Source organism: Pedobacter suwonensis (assembly GCF_044762335.1).
GTDB lineage: Bacteria > Bacteroidota > Bacteroidia > Sphingobacteriales > Sphingobacteriaceae > Pedobacter.
Genome location: NZ_JBIWEB010000005.1, coordinates 223,386 through 238,046 on the forward strand (window position 1 = coordinate 223,386; position 14,661 = coordinate 238,046).

General features: G+C 39.5%; 16 protein-coding genes. 12 read left to right on the top strand and 4 right to left on the bottom strand.

Features of this window, described 5'->3' with window-relative positions; genetic code table 11:
* Positions 1–64: 64 nt before the first annotated feature.
* Complete coding sequence (locus tag ACIQXP_RS10595; RefSeq protein WP_387505403.1) at positions 65–1,549, bottom strand: xylulokinase; 1,485 nt, start codon at positions 1,547–1,549, stop codon at positions 65–67.
* Between the two features lie 185 nt (positions 1,550–1,734).
* Between ACIQXP_RS10595 and ACIQXP_RS10600 the strand changes: the two genes are divergently transcribed.
* The 4 genes from ACIQXP_RS10600 to ACIQXP_RS10615 all read left to right on the top strand — a co-directional run bounded on the left by ACIQXP_RS10600 (position 1,735) and on the right by ACIQXP_RS10615 (position 4,234).
* Entirely contained in the window at positions 1,735–2,070 is a 336-nt protein-coding gene (locus ACIQXP_RS10600) for a tRNA-binding protein (RefSeq protein ID WP_387505402.1), read from the top strand.
* Positions 2,071–2,326: 256 nt separating this feature from the next.
* Entirely contained in the window at positions 2,327–2,794 is a 468-nt protein-coding gene (locus tag ACIQXP_RS10605; RefSeq protein ID WP_387505401.1) for a nucleoside deaminase, read from the top strand.
* A gap of 273 nt (positions 2,795–3,067) precedes the next feature.
* On the top strand, positions 3,068–3,676 hold the full coding sequence (locus tag ACIQXP_RS10610) for a superoxide dismutase (RefSeq protein WP_387505400.1): 609 nt from the start codon (positions 3,068–3,070) through the stop codon (positions 3,674–3,676).
* 96 nt (positions 3,677–3,772) lie between these two features.
* Positions 3,773–4,234, top strand: coding sequence for a hypothetical protein (locus tag ACIQXP_RS10615; protein ID WP_293743882.1), 462 nt, complete (start codon positions 3,773–3,775; stop codon positions 4,232–4,234).
* Between the two features lie 272 nt (positions 4,235–4,506).
* Here the strand turns inward: ACIQXP_RS10615 and ACIQXP_RS10620 are convergent, their stop codons facing one another.
* Positions 4,507–5,439 carry a hydrogen peroxide-inducible genes activator gene (locus ACIQXP_RS10620; RefSeq protein WP_387505399.1) on the bottom strand — a complete coding sequence of 311 codons (933 nt, stop codon included), beginning with the start codon at positions 5,437–5,439 and terminating at the stop codon, positions 4,507–4,509.
* 219 nt (positions 5,440–5,658) lie between these two features.
* On the opposite strand from ACIQXP_RS10620, the gene ACIQXP_RS10625 reads away from it, so the two are divergent.
* A complete protein-coding gene (locus ACIQXP_RS10625) occupies positions 5,659–6,786 on the top strand; it encodes a glycoside hydrolase family 130 protein (RefSeq protein ID WP_387505398.1) in 1,128 nt (375 codons plus the stop codon).
* A gap of 51 nt (positions 6,787–6,837) precedes the next feature.
* On the opposite strand, the gene fcl is transcribed toward ACIQXP_RS10625, so the two are convergent.
* A complete protein-coding gene (gene fcl / locus ACIQXP_RS10630) occupies positions 6,838–7,764 on the bottom strand; it encodes a GDP-L-fucose synthase (RefSeq protein ID WP_387505397.1) in 927 nt (308 codons plus the stop codon).
* A 113-nt stretch (positions 7,765–7,877) separates the two neighbouring features.
* Between fcl and trmB the strand changes: the two genes are divergently transcribed.
* From trmB to ACIQXP_RS10655, 5 genes are all read left to right on the top strand, one after another.
* On the top strand, positions 7,878–8,528 hold the full coding sequence (gene trmB / locus ACIQXP_RS10635; protein WP_387505396.1) for a tRNA (guanosine(46)-N7)-methyltransferase TrmB: 651 nt from the start codon (positions 7,878–7,880) through the stop codon (positions 8,526–8,528).
* Positions 8,528–8,863 carry an MGMT family protein gene (locus ACIQXP_RS10640; RefSeq protein WP_145858585.1) on the top strand — a complete coding sequence of 112 codons (336 nt, stop codon included), beginning with the start codon at positions 8,528–8,530 and terminating at the stop codon, positions 8,861–8,863. Before trmB ends, ACIQXP_RS10640 begins: the two co-directional genes overlap by 1 nt.
* A gap of 57 nt (positions 8,864–8,920) precedes the next feature.
* Entirely contained in the window at positions 8,921–9,274 is a 354-nt protein-coding gene (locus tag ACIQXP_RS10645) for a carboxymuconolactone decarboxylase family protein (protein ID WP_265851142.1), read from the top strand.
* 102 nt (positions 9,275–9,376) lie between these two features.
* Complete coding sequence (locus ACIQXP_RS10650) at positions 9,377–9,751, top strand: four helix bundle protein (RefSeq protein WP_293743899.1); 375 nt, start codon at positions 9,377–9,379, stop codon at positions 9,749–9,751.
* Positions 9,752–9,759: 8 nt separating this feature from the next.
* Positions 9,760–10,350 (top strand): DNA-3-methyladenine glycosylase I, encoded by a 591-nt coding sequence (locus ACIQXP_RS10655; RefSeq protein WP_387505395.1) that lies wholly within the window; start codon positions 9,760–9,762, stop codon positions 10,348–10,350.
* Between the two features lie 52 nt (positions 10,351–10,402).
* On the opposite strand, the gene ACIQXP_RS10660 is transcribed toward ACIQXP_RS10655, so the two are convergent.
* Positions 10,403–11,086, bottom strand: coding sequence for a hypothetical protein (locus ACIQXP_RS10660; RefSeq protein ID WP_387505394.1), 684 nt, complete (start codon positions 11,084–11,086; stop codon positions 10,403–10,405).
* A gap of 161 nt (positions 11,087–11,247) precedes the next feature.
* Between ACIQXP_RS10660 and polA the strand changes: the two genes are divergently transcribed.
* Positions 11,248–14,052: a DNA polymerase I gene (gene polA, locus ACIQXP_RS10665; RefSeq protein WP_293743908.1), complete on the top strand. Its 2,805-nt coding sequence runs from the start codon at positions 11,248–11,250 to the stop codon at positions 14,050–14,052.
* A 137-nt stretch (positions 14,053–14,189) separates the two neighbouring features.
* Positions 14,190–14,576, top strand: a complete 387-nt coding sequence (locus tag ACIQXP_RS10670; RefSeq protein WP_387505393.1) for a hypothetical protein — start codon at positions 14,190–14,192, stop codon at positions 14,574–14,576.
* Positions 14,577–14,661: the final 85 nt, after the last annotated feature.

The following is a 14,661-nucleotide window of genomic DNA, read 5'->3' on the forward strand; positions in this document are numbered from 1 at the left end:
TTTTTGATTGATGGTTTGTTGGTCAATGGTTCGTGATAAAAACTCACGATAAAGCGATCAACCGTTAACCAGTTGCTAATTGTTTTTCTAATATTTCTTTCCAATCCTGATAGACCGGCTCATACTCAGCTGAATGTTGAGGCATTAAAGTTTTGATGACTTTGTGATTGCTAAAAGCCTCTTCTGCGCTTTTGAAAATGCTGGCACCTATACCAGCACCCAAGGCTGCGCCCACACTGCCGTCGTTTTCATAAAGTTCAACCGGAATGCCCGTAACATCTACAAACGTTTGTGCAAATACCTCACTTAAAAAGAGATTGGCTTTTCCGGCACGGATAACTTTAGGCTGCATGCCATTTTCCCGCATGATATCCAATCCATAACGGAAAGCAAAAGCAATCCCCTCTTGTATAGCCCGGAAGATGTCTGATTGATTGTGGAGGTTTAGGTCGATGCCCAATAACTCTGCACCTGTATATTGATTATTTAACATCCGTTCTGCACCGTTGCCGAAAGGAAGTACTTTTAGACCATTGCTGCCTATTGGTGATTTCGAGGCCTGTATATTGAGTTCAGCATAGCTAGACAGTGGCGCGAAATTATGTTTTGCCCAACGGTACATGCTTCCGGTACCATTAATACAGAGCAAAACTCCTGTATGCTTTTTTTCTCCTGAATAGGTTACGTGCGCAAAGGTATTCACTCTTGATTGCTTGTCATAAGTAAGTTCATCGCTTACACCATAAATTACCCCCGATGTTCCGGCTGTAGCGGCAACCTCTCCAGGTTTTAACACGTTTAAGGAAAGCGCATTATTGGGTTGGTCGCCAGATTTATAAGCTACCGGGATGCCGGCAGTTAAATTTAATGCATTTGCAATATCCGTTTTCAAATAACCATGTTCCGAAAACAGAGGTTTTACGGTTGGAATCAGGTTTCTGGAGATGCCGTAATAATCCATTACATCTTTAGAGATTTCGTGGTTTTCAAAATCCCAGAAAATACCTTCGGATAGGGCCGAAATACTTGTAGTGATTTCTCCGGTTAATTTCATTGCAATAAAATCGCCGGGAAGCATGATTTTATCGATGCAGTTATAGATATCGGGCTCGTTTGCTTTTACCCAGGCCAGTTTCGATGCTGTAAAATTTCCAGGTGAGTTTAATAGCTGTTTTAAAGATTTTTCGTGACCGATAGCGTCAAAAGCGCTATTGCCCAGTTCAACAGCCCTGCTGTCGCACCAGATAATACTATCACGGAGTACCTGCTGATTTTGATCTACCACAACAAGTCCGTGCATTTGATAGGCAATGCCAATGGCCTTGATTTCCTTGGGATCAAAAAGACCGGTTGAATTTAATTTGAGGATGGCCTGCTGAACATTTTCCCACCATTCATCGGGCGACTGCTCTGCCCAGCCTGATTGTAAAGATTTGATGGCTGTTTCTTTTTCCGGATATTGAGCGGTGGCTATATTTTTTTGCGTAGCAGCATCAACAACTGCAACTTTAATGGATGAGGTACCTAAATCAATTCCTAATAAATACATGCTTTCATCTTAATTTAATATTTGGTTATGCAAACGGTTGCATAAAGATAGTGGTAAAAATATAAAACACAAATTTTTTATAAATTCCTGTTGCGTTTAATGCAAGGTTACATTAATTCTCATCAACTTGAAGCTGTGCCTAATGCTTTAATATTTTATATTTTTGCGTCATATACATTAATCATATGGAACAAATTACATGGGGTGACTTCGAAAAGGTTGAATTAAGGGTGGGTACTATTCTTGAGGCTTTCGAATTTCCTGAAGCCCGAAGACCAGCATATAAATTAAAGGTAGATTTCGGCGAATATGGTATTAAAATGAGCAGCGCGCAGATTACCAAACATTATACATTGGAAGAATTACCTGGAAAACAGATTGTCGGGGTGATCAATTTCCCTAAAAAACAAATCGGGAAATTTATGTCAGAATTTTTAGTAACCGGTTTCGCTGATGAAAACGGAGATATTGTATTAACTACGGTGGAGCGTAAATTGCCGAACGGAAGTAAACTGGTGTAGCCGACTTCCGAAGTTTTGCCGGCACAGCGCCAAAAACTTCGGAAGTATTTAGCTCAGGCCTCGTTAAATAGCTCTGATCCGACATCCCTCGGATGAAGTAGATAGCGCAAATGAGGCATCAGGTAATTCAGGACGTACTTGGAACAGAAAGCAGGACTGAGGAAGCATATAAGAAGTGACATTGCGCTCCAAAACTTAACCAGATTTCAGCTTAAACTTCAGAAGTCTTTGGTCTTTATTACGCTATATTTGCGCCATGAGTTTTTACAATTTCGAAAATAACGATCCTGAAGAAGAAGACATCCATTATATGAAATTGGCTTTGGAAGAGGCAAAAAAGGCTCTGGCTGAAGATGAAATTCCGATCGGGGCAATCGTGGTTAGTAAGAATAGGATTATAGGCCGTGGCTATAATTTAACCGAACGTTTTAACGATGTGACCGCACATGCGGAAATGCAGGCTTTTACCTCTGCCGCACAAAACATTGGAGGTAAATATTTAAGGCATTGTACTTTATATGTAACCATTGAGCCTTGTGTAATGTGTGCCGGCGCAAGTTATTGGACCCAGATTGGTCGTATTGTGTATGGGGCAAGGGAAGAAAAAAGAGGGTTTATCTCGAAAAATGTGAACCTGCTTCATCCAAAAACAGAACTAAAAGGTGGTGTAATGGCAGAGGAATGTGGCGCATTGATGAAAGGTTTCTTTGCAAAGAAGAGGTAGTTAGTCTAATTTTCCTCGTTTTTAATGAGCATTATTGAGGTGCATATTTGTAATGCGTTTAAGCGCTGGTATAGCGATTCAATCGCCGATATTGAGCATCCTTCGTTGTAAAGGAGGACGATGCTAATTTTACAAAAAACCTTCCAACATTAAAGCCTTAACATTACAACATTAACCCAGAAAGTGATTTGATGATAATAACATGAACAAATCTTAACGTTGTAATGTTATATTTGCTACAGAAATATTTTTTTAATCTTTAAACATAAAACTATGGCTTTTGAATTACCTGCGTTACATTACGCAACCGATGCATTAGAACCGCATATTGATAAAACTACCATGGAAATCCACCATGATAAACACCACCAGGCATATGTTACCAACCTAAACAAAGCGTTAGAAGGTAAGCCAGAGGCAAATTCAAGCATCGAGGAAATTGTTAAAAACATTTCAAAATACCCTGCAGCTGTTAGAAACAATGGCGGCGGCCACTATAATCACTCTTTATTCTGGAACATTTTAGGTCCAAACAAAGGTGGTGAGCCAACCGGCGATTTAGCTAAAGCAATTAATGAAACTTTTGGGTCGTTTGCTGAGCTTAAAACTAAGTTACAGGAGGCTGGTGCTACCCGTTTTGGTTCAGGCTGGGCCTGGCTATCTGTAGGTGCAGATAAAAAACTTCAGGTTTCTTCTACACCGAACCAGGATAATCCTTTAATGGATATTGCCGAAGTAAAAGGAACGCCAATTTTGGGTATTGATGTTTGGGAGCACGCTTATTATTTAAAATATCAAAACAAACGCCCTGATTATTTAGCCGCAATCTGGAATGTAATCAACTGGGATGCAGTTGCTGAACTTTACAAAAAAGCGTTGTAAGCGAGACATTTTATAAAATTCAAGAGAAGTCCCGGTGTAGATCGGGACTTTCTTGTTTTAAGATATTTAAGTAACTTCGCATATAAAATATTCAAAATGAAAAGGCTTGTAGTTTTATTTTTAATTATTGTTGGCGTAAATGTGCTGGTACGTGCACAACAGAATAAAATGCCTACCCCGGCAGAAATTGCTCAAAAGAATGTAGATGATCTGGAAAAACGATTAAAACTAAATGGTACACAAAAAAGTGTCATTTATAGTTATACTTATAACCAGGCGAAAGAACAAGCTGATTTAATTAAAAGACAACAGGCCGGTAACTCACGCGAGGAGGATGTAGATAAATTTTATAAGCTTCAGAACGAAACCTCGAAAAATATCCGCAACGTTTTAAGGCCAGAGCAACAAACCGAATATGATAAAATTATTGAGGAGCGTTTAAGTGGTAAAGGTTTAAAATCAAAAAACAAGAAAAAGAAAAAAGGCGAAGAGGAAGAAGTGGAGAGTGATATCAGGGGATTGCTATCTGCTCCTCCCGTAGAAAAACAAAATCAGTAATTTGTTAATTATCTGAGCTTTTTTAGAATATAAAAATCCTGCTGCAACAGGTTGTAAACTGTAAACTGGCAGAGCATGTGGATAAGGATAGGGAATTAAGTTAGAAGGCTACGAAATCAATCAATCACAGAATCAATCCTGTAAAGAGTCGTCTCGACTGAAGCGTAGCGAAATGGAGAGATCTATCTAGGCAGATTTAGCTTCGCTGAGCCTTCGGGTTCTCGGCTACGTTGCACTCCGCTCGAAATGACGATCGCGGATTAAGTTCGAAGTTAAATCCCCACCACATCTTTTTTCTTTTTCTGCTTCATCGCTTTTGGGATAATGGCTAAAATCTCATCTTTTAACGCGTTAAGCATCCGTTTCTTAATAAAGTTTTTATGGGTCACCAAACTAATCTCTCGTACAGGTTCTGGTGATTTAAAATGGCGTACCTTGTTGGTTTGTTTCGCATCCAGTTGTGCGATGGCCAATTCGGGTAATAGTGTTGCACCCCCATTTAAATCAACCATACGCACGAGGGTTTCTACACTACCTGTATTATATTCGAGTCCCTGTAGCCTGTTGTTTTTTGTAGAACGGCAAATGTTCAATACCTGGTTTCGCATACAATGACCTTCATTTAAGAGCCAGATATTTTCGTCGTTCAGGTCTTCGGCATCAAGTGATTTCTTTTTGTACAGCTTGCTGTTTTTACTGATGTAACTTACAAAATTTTCATAGTATAGAGGAGTTTCTGTAATGTTTGGATCGGTTAGCGGCGTAGCTAAAATACCACAATCCAGCACACCGGTTTTTAAGTGATGGATGATGTCTTCGGTGGTATATTCCCAGATTAAAAGCTTTAATTCAGGGTATTTATCCAGCATGGCCGAAATCACCTCTGGCAATAAATATGGGGCAATAGTTGGGATCACCCCGATTTTAAGTTCGCCCATTACATCCTGCTGCTGACTGCTAATCAGCTCTTTAATTTTTCCGCTTTCCTGTAAGATAATTCTTGCCTGGGCAATAATCTGCGCACCAATTTCTGTCGGACTTACAGGCTGTTTGCTCCTGTCGAAAATTTTAACGCTGATTAATTCCTCCAATTTTTGTACCTGCATACTTAAGGTAGGCTGGGTTACAAAACACTTTTCGGCTGCAGTTACGAAACTTCTATAAGTATCTACGGCAACAATATATTCGAGCTGAACTAAAGTCATATAGGCAAAATTGATTGATCACTTCAAATATATCAATTTTAACTATAATTAAAAATGATCTGCCTTTGTGCATGGTTGATTGGAATGTTTTAAGCTTAAAAGCTGCTGTTAAAATGAATCGTTTAAACAAAAGGTTGAACAGCTACTTTAAACTGATTGATTTAATTTAGGGTAATTATACTATCACAGCTTAGCAGATTAATTAGTATTTTAGTTATTATGAAAACAACCCTGTCACGCCTATTTCTTCTTGTGGTATTTCTTCCGCTAGCCATTGCGGTAAATGCACAGAATAAACTTCCCGAGTGGGCACTTGGGCCGTTTCTGCGGCCAGAAAATGTAAATCCCATTATTTCACCAAGAGCAGAAAGTGTTTTTATTGATCCCATACTCAGGCAAAAAATAGCTTGGGAGGCAGGCGATGTCTTTAATCCCGCTGCCGCTGTACATAAAAATAAGATCTATGTATTATACCGTAGTGAAGATCGTTCTGGCAATGGAATAGGTATGCGTACTTCCAGGATAGGAATGGCAGAAAGCAGTAACGGCATTAAAATGAAACGTAGTCCGGAGCCGGTGTTCTATCCTGGTGAAGATGAGCAGAAAGCAAACGAATGGCCGGGTGGTTGCGAAGATCCACGTATTGCTGTTACTGCAGAGGGTATATATGTAATGTTATATACACAATGGAACCGCAATATATTCCGCCTCGCTGTGGCCACTTCCAAAGATCTAAAACACTGGACCAAACACGGTCCTGCGTTTGGCAAAGCCTATAATGGTAAATTTAAGAACCTCAAATGTAAATCTGGTTCAATTGTTACGAAGTTAGAAAACGGTAAACAGGTAATTGCCAAAATAAACGGTAAATACATGATGTACTGGGGCGAACGTTTCATGAATATTGCAACCTCAACAGACCTTGTTAACTGGGAGCCTGCATTAAACGCAAAGAATGAACTGGATATGATTGTGAAGCCCAGGGAACACTATTTCGATAGCGATTTAACAGAATGTGGCCCGCCGGCGATTGTTACCGACCAGGGCATATTGGTACTTTATAATGGCAAAAACAGGGGCGATGCCAGAAGGGATACCAATTATGTAGCCAATACCTATTCGGCCGGACAGGTATTATTCGATCTTAAAAATCCTTCAAAAGTGATTGCGCGGCTCGATCAACCTTTTTTTGTGCCTACAGCCCCTTTCGAAAAAAGCGGGCAATACCCTTCCGGTACGGTTTTTATGGAGGGTTTGGTCTATTTCAAAAAGAAGTGGTTTTTATATTATGGCTGTGCAGATAGCCGGGTAGCAGTAGCCATTTATAATCCTGCTCATCCAAAATAAGCCGCAAAATACAAGGGCGAGACGGTATAATAAACGCCCTTGCAAATTTATTTAATATCGGCTTTCGAAATCCTGATAAGCCAGGGCAATACCTTCTTTAAGCTCAGTTGTATGTTTCCAGCCTAAACGATGAAGTTTACTAACATCCATTAATTTGCGTGGGGTGCCATCTGGTTTTGTGGCATCGAATACCAGTTCCCCATCAAATCCCAAGACATCTTTGATTAGCAAAGCCAGGTCTTTGATGGTTAGATCCTGTCCGGTACCAATGTTGATCAAGTTTGGTTCGTTATAGTTTTGCATTAAGAAATAGCAGGCATCAGCTAAATCATCTGCAAATAAAAATTCGCGCATGGGTGAACCCGAACCCCAAACCACAACTTCTTTTTCATCGTTAACTTTTGCCTCATGCACCTTACGGATCAAAGCGGGCAAAACATGTGAGTTTTGAGGATGATAGTTATCATTAAAGCCATATAAATTTGTGGGCATTACGGAGATGAAATTACAGCCGTACTGATCGCGATAGGCATCGCACATTTTAATCCCTGCAATTTTGGCAATGGCATAAGGCTCGTTGGTGTGTTCTAAAGTGCCTGTCAAGAGGTAATCTTCTTTGAGAGGTTGCGGAGCCATTTTTGGGTAAATACAGCTCGAACCCAAAAACATCAGTTTCTTAACGTTATTTAAGTACGCGTTATGGATAACATTATTCTGGATGGCTAAATTTTCATAAAGAAAATCGGCTCTGTAAGTGTTGTTAGCTATGATACCGCCAACTTTTGCTGCTGCAAGAAAGACATAATCCGGTTTTTCTTCAGTAAAGAAATCAGTAACCGCCTGTTGGCTGCGCAGATCAAGCTCTGATGAAGTTCTGGTAATGATGTTTTCGTAACCCTCTTTTTGCAGTTTGCGGTAAATGGCCGAGCCTACCATACCACGATGGCCTGCAACATATATTTTTGCGTTTTTTTCCACGGTAATTTTTATAAGGCACAAAAATACGATTCCTAAATAAAATTGGCACCAATCTTTGCGGCAAAAGAAACCCCGATTATTGATTTAATTGTATTTTTGCAGAAAAAAAACTTTTGGGTAAAGATAAACTTAGGCGTTTTGCAGAAATAGAAACATTTGCAAACGTATATCAATTAGAACAAGGAAAAGCTTTAAAGGGCAATTGGGCTTCAGCGCATTTTCAAAATGCAAACCCTATTATACTGGAACTGGCCTGTGGAAAGGGCGAATACTCGGTAAATCTGGCGCGGCTATTTCCGGAGAAGAACTTTATTGGGGTGGATTACAAGGGCAACCGCATCTGGCGCGGAGCCAAAACGGCTATTGAAGATGGAATAGATAATGTTGCTTTTTTAAGGATACAGATTGAAAACATACTGGATTATTTTAATGAAGGAGAAATCGACGAAATCTGGATCACCTTTCCGGATCCACAGCCTCAGGATAGCCGTGAGAAAAAACGTTTAACTTTTCCGGCATTTTTGAACCGTTATAAATTGGTGTTAAAACCAGGTGGATATGTTAATCTGAAAACAGATAATGACCAGTTATATGCTTACACTTGCGAAAAGGTTGCAGAATTAAACCTGCCTGTCCATAAAAATACCGATCATTTGTATACTTCAGATTTGGTTGATGAGGTACTATCGATCAAAACCTATTACGAGAAGAAATATTTACTACACGATAAAAATATTAATTATATTCAGTTCTCTTTTGAATAATGAATACCAACTTTTATGAACAGGTTTATGAGATTGCCCGGTTAATTCCGAAAGGAAGGGTAACTTCTTACGGAGCCATCGCGAAAAGTTTAGGTGCAGCAAAATCATCAAGAATGGTAGGGCATGCCATGCTTTATGCCGGCGCCGCCCATCCCCAGGTACCTGCACATCGGGTAGTAAACAGCAGTGGACTGCTTACCGGAAAGTTCCATTTTAATCCACCGGAACTAATGGAAGAATTGTTGAAACAAGAAGGCATTGAAGTGAAGAACGATAAAGTGGTAAACTTTAAAAAAGTATTCTGGAATCCGCTGGAAGAAATCAACTTTGATTGAATAAAATTAACGTCATGCGCTCACTCAAAAAATCATTTATTCAATAATTAATTATTTATAGGAAAGCTTGTAGAAGAGTTTAACGGCTATCGTGAAAAAATGAACGATAGGATTATGGAAACGGCAAATACAAATATCAAACGTTTTTTTGCGCTTGATACAACCACTTATGCTGATGGAGCTTTGGACGTTAAAACGAAAGAGATGTTGGGTCTGGTGGCCTCAATGGTTTTGCGTTGCGATGATTGTATTAAATACCACCTGGGCAAATGTTTCGATGCCGGTGTAAACCATGATGAAATGAACGAAATTTTCATGATCGCCAATCTGGTAGGTGGTAGCATTGTAATACCGCATTATCGGAGAGCTGTAGAGTATTGGGATGAATTAAGTTCGGAGTTAGGAGTTTAGCGTTTGGAGTTTCCTTGCCTGTTCCAGATTGAAGTCAGGAGTTTCGAAAGCGAATGCATTTAGATATAAGAATATAACATTGAATTTTTTTATATTTATTATATGGGAACGATTAAAGATTTATTAGCTTATCAGAAAGGATTTAAGCTTTCCATGGAAATTTTCCATATTTCTAAAAGGTTTCCGTCAGAAGAAAAATATAGTTTGACAGATCAAATCAGAAGATGTTCGAGAAGTGTTTGCGCAAACCTGGCAGAAGCCTATAGAAAAAGGAAATATCCAAACCATTTTGTGAGTAAGATTTCAGATGCTGATACAGAAAATGGTGAAACTCAAACCTGGCTGGAATTCGCTTTTGCCTGTAGTTACATTTCTGATGACGAATTTAACAGGTTAAATGATCAAGCTGAGGAAGTTGCAAAACTTTTGGTTTATATGATGAATAATCCAGAAAAATTTTTTGTTAAAGCTGCTTAGCATTTTGTATGGAAACTCCAAACTCCCAGCTAAAAACTCCAAACTCAACTATACGCTGCTCCTGGGCCGGTTCCGATCCGCTTTATATTAAATACCATGATGAAGAGTGGGGAAAACCTGTTTACGATGATCAGATTTTATTCGAATTTTTGATACTCGAAGGTGCTCAGGCTGGCTTAAGCTGGATTACCATCCTCAGAAGACGCGAAAACTACCGTAAGGCCTTTTCAGATTTTGATGTAAAGAAGGTAGCGGCTTTTACTGAAAAAGACGTAGAGAGACTGATGAACGATGAAGGCATTATTCGTAACCGTTTAAAAGTGACTGGTGCCATTACCAATGCCAAATTGTTTATGGAAATCCAGAAAGCATTTGGCAGCTTTTCTAAATACATGTGGAGTTTTGTTCCGGGTGGTAAGCCCATTTTAAACCACATTGAGGAAATGAGCGATGTTCCGCCTAGAACGGAACTGTCCGACCAAATCAGTAAAGACATGAAAAAACGTGGCTTCAAGTTTTTTGGCACCACCATCTGTTATGCATTTATGCAGGCAACCGGGATGGTGAACGATCATTTATTAAATTGTTGTGCAAGATGATTTTTATGCAAAACGATCCTATAATCCTAAAAATCTATTATTAATCCTGGCTTTATTTTTTTGCCGCATTATATTCCTTAACCCATTCAATAACATCCCTGCTATTAAAATCTGTTCCCGCTTCAATTTTGGCTTTTAATTCCGGCTGATCCCCTATTTTCTGCAGCAGGATATTTTTAACCTCTAACTTTTTAGCCTCCTCAGTTATTGCTTTCATCGGCACCTCTTGTAAAGGCCCTGCGCCAGGTTTTTCGATAAAATAGCGAACAGCAGGTGCACCAGCAGGTCTTTCCGGAGCTGAGTTTCGTCCGCCGCCAATACTAATGCCACCGCCCATACCCATGCCTCCAAAACCTCCGGTGCCTGTTCCAATCCCAATTGATGGTCTGAATTTTACCTTTTTCTCTTTCACCTGTGGCACGAGTGTACCTCCGCCAAAAGAGTAAAGATTAACCGTTCCCATTTCAATGACCTTTACAAAACGATATTCGAAATTGCGGCCATTGGCAAATCCTTTGCTTACAAAGCTATCCCCATTCCAGAAGAAGTTTTTTATATCCTTTGCTGGCAAAATTACATCCGCTTCATCGTTGGCACTGATGAAAACAGAAAAATAATCCGTGCCTTTTATCGTCCCACGGATGACGTCATCATTGTTTTTAACAATAAAATCCTGAGCAAAAATTGTAGATGCCGATGCAAAAATCAGTAATAACAGGGCTGTGGCTTTTTTCATATCTATGCGATTTTAAAAACAACGCAATTTAATTGGTTTTAAGATACAGTTCATAAAATTTCGTGTTATAGTTCCGTAGATTATTAACTTTGATTAATTTCTCATCGGATAATTGTATTGGTGGGTTATCGATGTAATCATTTAATCAGTGAAATCATAATATGAAAAAACTCTTTCTCCTCGATGGTATGGCGCTTATGTACAGGGCGCATTTTGCACTCAGTAAAAATCCGCGTTTTACCTCAACAGGCATCAATACATCTGCAGTAATGGGCTTTACTAATACCTTGCTGGATGTTTTGAAGAAAGAAAAACCGACACATATTGCCGTAGTTTTCGATACGGACGCACCAACAGAAAGGCATACTTCTTTCGAGGCCTATAAAGCACACCGCCAGGCCATGCCTGAAGACCTGGCTGCAGCAATGCCTTATGTACTTAAATTAATTACAGGTTTTAATATTCCGGTAATTACATCTGATGGCTACGAAGCTGATGATATTATAGGTACACTGGCTAAAAAAGCGGAACAAAAAGGTTATCAGGTTTATTGTATGACGCCTGACAAGGATTTTGCCCAGTTGGTTTCTGAAAATATCTTTATTTATAAACCAGCCCGCATGGGCAACGATATGGAAATATTGGGTGTAAAAGAAGTATTGGCTAAGTGGGAAGTCGAAAATGTATTACAGGTTATTGATATCCTGGGATTATGGGGTGATGCCGTAGATAATATTCCGGGTATTCCGGGGATTGGGGAGAAAACTGCAAAGGCCCTGATCAAGCAATACGGTTCTATGGAGAATATTATTGCCCATTCACATGAGCTAAAAGGAAAACAACGTGAGAACGTAGAAAATTTTGCAGAACAGGGATTAATATCCAAAAAACTAGCCACTATTCTGTTAGATGTTCCGGTTGAACTGGACGAAGCCAGTTTAGAACTTTGCGATCCAAGCCGCGATTTGTTGGAGCCATTATTTACCGAATTGGAATTCAGGACTCTAGGTCGCAGGGTATTTGGTGATGAATTCTCGGTCACCACAGCCCGCTTTCAGGAAGGTACTCAAACCGATTTGTTTGGCAATCAATCTGGAGAAACCATCCAATATACCAATACGCTGGAGGAAGAACCAGCAGAAAAATTACCAGCTAAAACCATTGAAAACACGGAACATGATTACCAATTGGTTGATTCTGCCGAACAGCGTGCTGACCTGATTAAATTGTTGCTTGCCGAAAAGCGGATATCATTCGATACTGAGACTACAGGTACCGATGCAAACATGGCCGATTTGGTGGGGCTATCGTTTTCCATTAAACCTGGAACAGGCTATTATATTCCGGTTCCTGCCGAAAGAGCAGAGGCACAGTCAATTATTGATGAATTTAGAACTGTATTGGAAAATGAAGCTATCGAGAAAATCGGTCAGAATACCAAATACGATATCCTGGTATTAAAATGGTATGGTGTAGAAGTAAAAGGAAAAGTTTTTGATACCATGCTGGCGCATTACCTGATTGATCCCGATACCCGTCATGGAATGGACGTTCTATCGGAAAACTATCTTGGTTACTCACCAATCTCGATTACCAAACTGATCGGGGCAAAAGGTAAAAACCAGCTCACGATGCGTGATGTTCCGGTAGTGGATGTGGTAGATTATGCTGCTGAAGATGCTGATGTAACTTTGCAGCTGGCCTACATTTTTGAACCCAAATTAAAAGAATTAAATGCAGCCAAACTTGCCGATGAAATTGAAAATCCATTGGTTTACGTATTGGCAGATATAGAGAAAGAAGGTGTTCGCATTGATATCGAAACTTTACAGGCCTATTCTAAAGAGCTGGAGACCGAAATCATCAAGTTTGAACAGAACGTGTACGACAAAGCCGGAATTAAATTTAACCTCGCATCACCAAAGCAATTGGGAGAGGTTTTATTTGATAAACTTCAGCTCGATCCGAAAGCCAAAAAAACAAAAACCGGTCAGTACCAAACCGGAGAAGATATTTTAATGGCCCTGGCCAGTAAAAGTGATATTGTACAGGATATTTTAGATTTCCGTCAGTTACAAAAACTTAAATCAACCTATGTGGATGCATTGCCACTTATGGTTAATCCTAAAACCGGGAGGGTGCATACTTCTTATAATCAGGCCGTTGCCGCAACCGGAAGATTGAGTTCCAACAACCCCAATTTACAGAATATCCCGATCCGTACGGAGCGGGGAAGAGAAGTGCGTAAAGCTTTTATTGCAAGAGATGAAAACCACATTTTGTTATCGGCCGATTATTCGCAGATAGAGTTGCGCATTATTGCAGAGATAAGCAAGGAAGAAAACATGCTTGATGCTTTTAGCAAAGGGATTGATATCCACACGGCAACAGCAGCCAAAGTATATGGCGTTAGTATTGAAGAAGTGGATGGAACGCAACGCAGAAATGCTAAGGCAGTTAATTTTGGGATCATTTATGGCCAATCTGCCTTTGGTTTATCGCAGAACTTAGGTATTCCGCGTAAAGAAGCGGCTGAAATCATTGAGCAGTATTTCGCCCAGTATCCTGGTATTAAACGTTACATGAGCGATACCATGAATTTTGCACGAGAGAATGGCTACGTAGAAACCATAATGGGTAGAAGACGTTATTTGAGAGATATTAATTCGGCCAACCAGACCGTAAGGGGTTTTGCTGAACGAAATGCCATCAACGCACCTATCCAGGGTTCTGCGGCAGATATGATTAAGATTGCCATGATCAATATCCATAAAGAGATGAAAGCACAAAATCTGCAATCAACCATGACCATGCAGGTACATGACGAGTTGGTTTTTGATGTGCTTAAATCGGAAAAAGAGGCAATGAAGGCAATTATCCAGGATAAGATGGCCAATGCCATTAAATTAACTGTACCCATCGTGGTAGAAATTGGTGAGGGGAATAATTGGCTTGAGGCACATTAAATTCATAATGAATTGGTGCAGACTTATCTTAAATCAAAATGTTTATTATCTTCATTAAAACTTCATATCGATTTTAGAATTTTATATCAACAAAATAAACGAGTAAAATAAAAAATCAGAAATTATGAAACCTCGGAGTGAAACGAAGAAGCTTCATAACAATTAAAAAAAATCTAAAAATTATGAAAAAGTTATTGAGTTTAATCGCAATCGCAGCATTTGGTTTAACAACAGCATTTGCTCAAACACCAGCAACAGCCACTCCAGCTAAAGCTAAAACCGTTGTAAAAAAAGAAGTTAAAACAACAACAGCACCAGTTAAAGCAGGAGCAAAACAGGAAGCTAAAAAAGTAGAGACTAAAACGACTACTACCGCTGCTAAAGTAAAAGCAGATGGTACACCAGATATGCGTTTTAAAGAAAATAAAGCCAAAGCAGTAACCAAAGTTGCTGGCCCAACTAAAAAAGACGGTACAGCAGATATGCGTTACAAAGCAAATAAAGCTGCTGCTAAAAAGAACTAGGTTCAGGTTTATAATTTGAAGGGTCTCCAATTTCATTGGAGGCCCTTTTTTGTTTTAATTGCAACAGATTGAAAGTAGTATCAGA

What these genes read in the sequence shown, in the direction of transcription:
- ACIQXP_RS10595 (WP_387505403.1), bottom strand. Translation starts at nt 1,549, where the DNA reads ATGTATTTATTAGGAATTGATTTAGGTACCTCATCCATTAAAGTTGCA.
- ACIQXP_RS10600 (WP_387505402.1), top strand. Translation starts at nt 1,735, where the DNA reads ATGGAACAAATTACATGGGGTGACTTCGAAAAGGTTGAATTAAGGGTG.
- ACIQXP_RS10605 (WP_387505401.1), top strand. Translation starts at nt 2,327, where the DNA reads ATGAGTTTTTACAATTTCGAAAATAACGATCCTGAAGAAGAAGACATC.
- ACIQXP_RS10610 (WP_387505400.1), top strand. Translation starts at nt 3,068, where the DNA reads ATGGCTTTTGAATTACCTGCGTTACATTACGCAACCGATGCATTAGAA.
- ACIQXP_RS10615 (WP_293743882.1), top strand. Translation starts at nt 3,773, where the DNA reads ATGAAAAGGCTTGTAGTTTTATTTTTAATTATTGTTGGCGTAAATGTG.
- ACIQXP_RS10620 (WP_387505399.1), bottom strand. Translation starts at nt 5,439, where the DNA reads ATGACTTTAGTTCAGCTCGAATATATTGTTGCCGTAGATACTTATAGA.
- ACIQXP_RS10625 (WP_387505398.1), top strand. Translation starts at nt 5,659, where the DNA reads ATGAAAACAACCCTGTCACGCCTATTTCTTCTTGTGGTATTTCTTCCG.
- ACIQXP_RS10640 (WP_145858585.1), top strand. Translation starts at nt 8,528, where the DNA reads ATGAATACCAACTTTTATGAACAGGTTTATGAGATTGCCCGGTTAATT.
- ACIQXP_RS10650 (WP_293743899.1), top strand. Translation starts at nt 9,377, where the DNA reads ATGGGAACGATTAAAGATTTATTAGCTTATCAGAAAGGATTTAAGCTT.
- ACIQXP_RS10655 (WP_387505395.1), top strand. Translation starts at nt 9,760, where the DNA reads ATGGAAACTCCAAACTCCCAGCTAAAAACTCCAAACTCAACTATACGC.
- ACIQXP_RS10660 (WP_387505394.1), bottom strand. Translation starts at nt 11,086, where the DNA reads ATGAAAAAAGCCACAGCCCTGTTATTACTGATTTTTGCATCGGCATCT.
- polA (WP_293743908.1), top strand. Translation starts at nt 11,248, where the DNA reads ATGAAAAAACTCTTTCTCCTCGATGGTATGGCGCTTATGTACAGGGCG.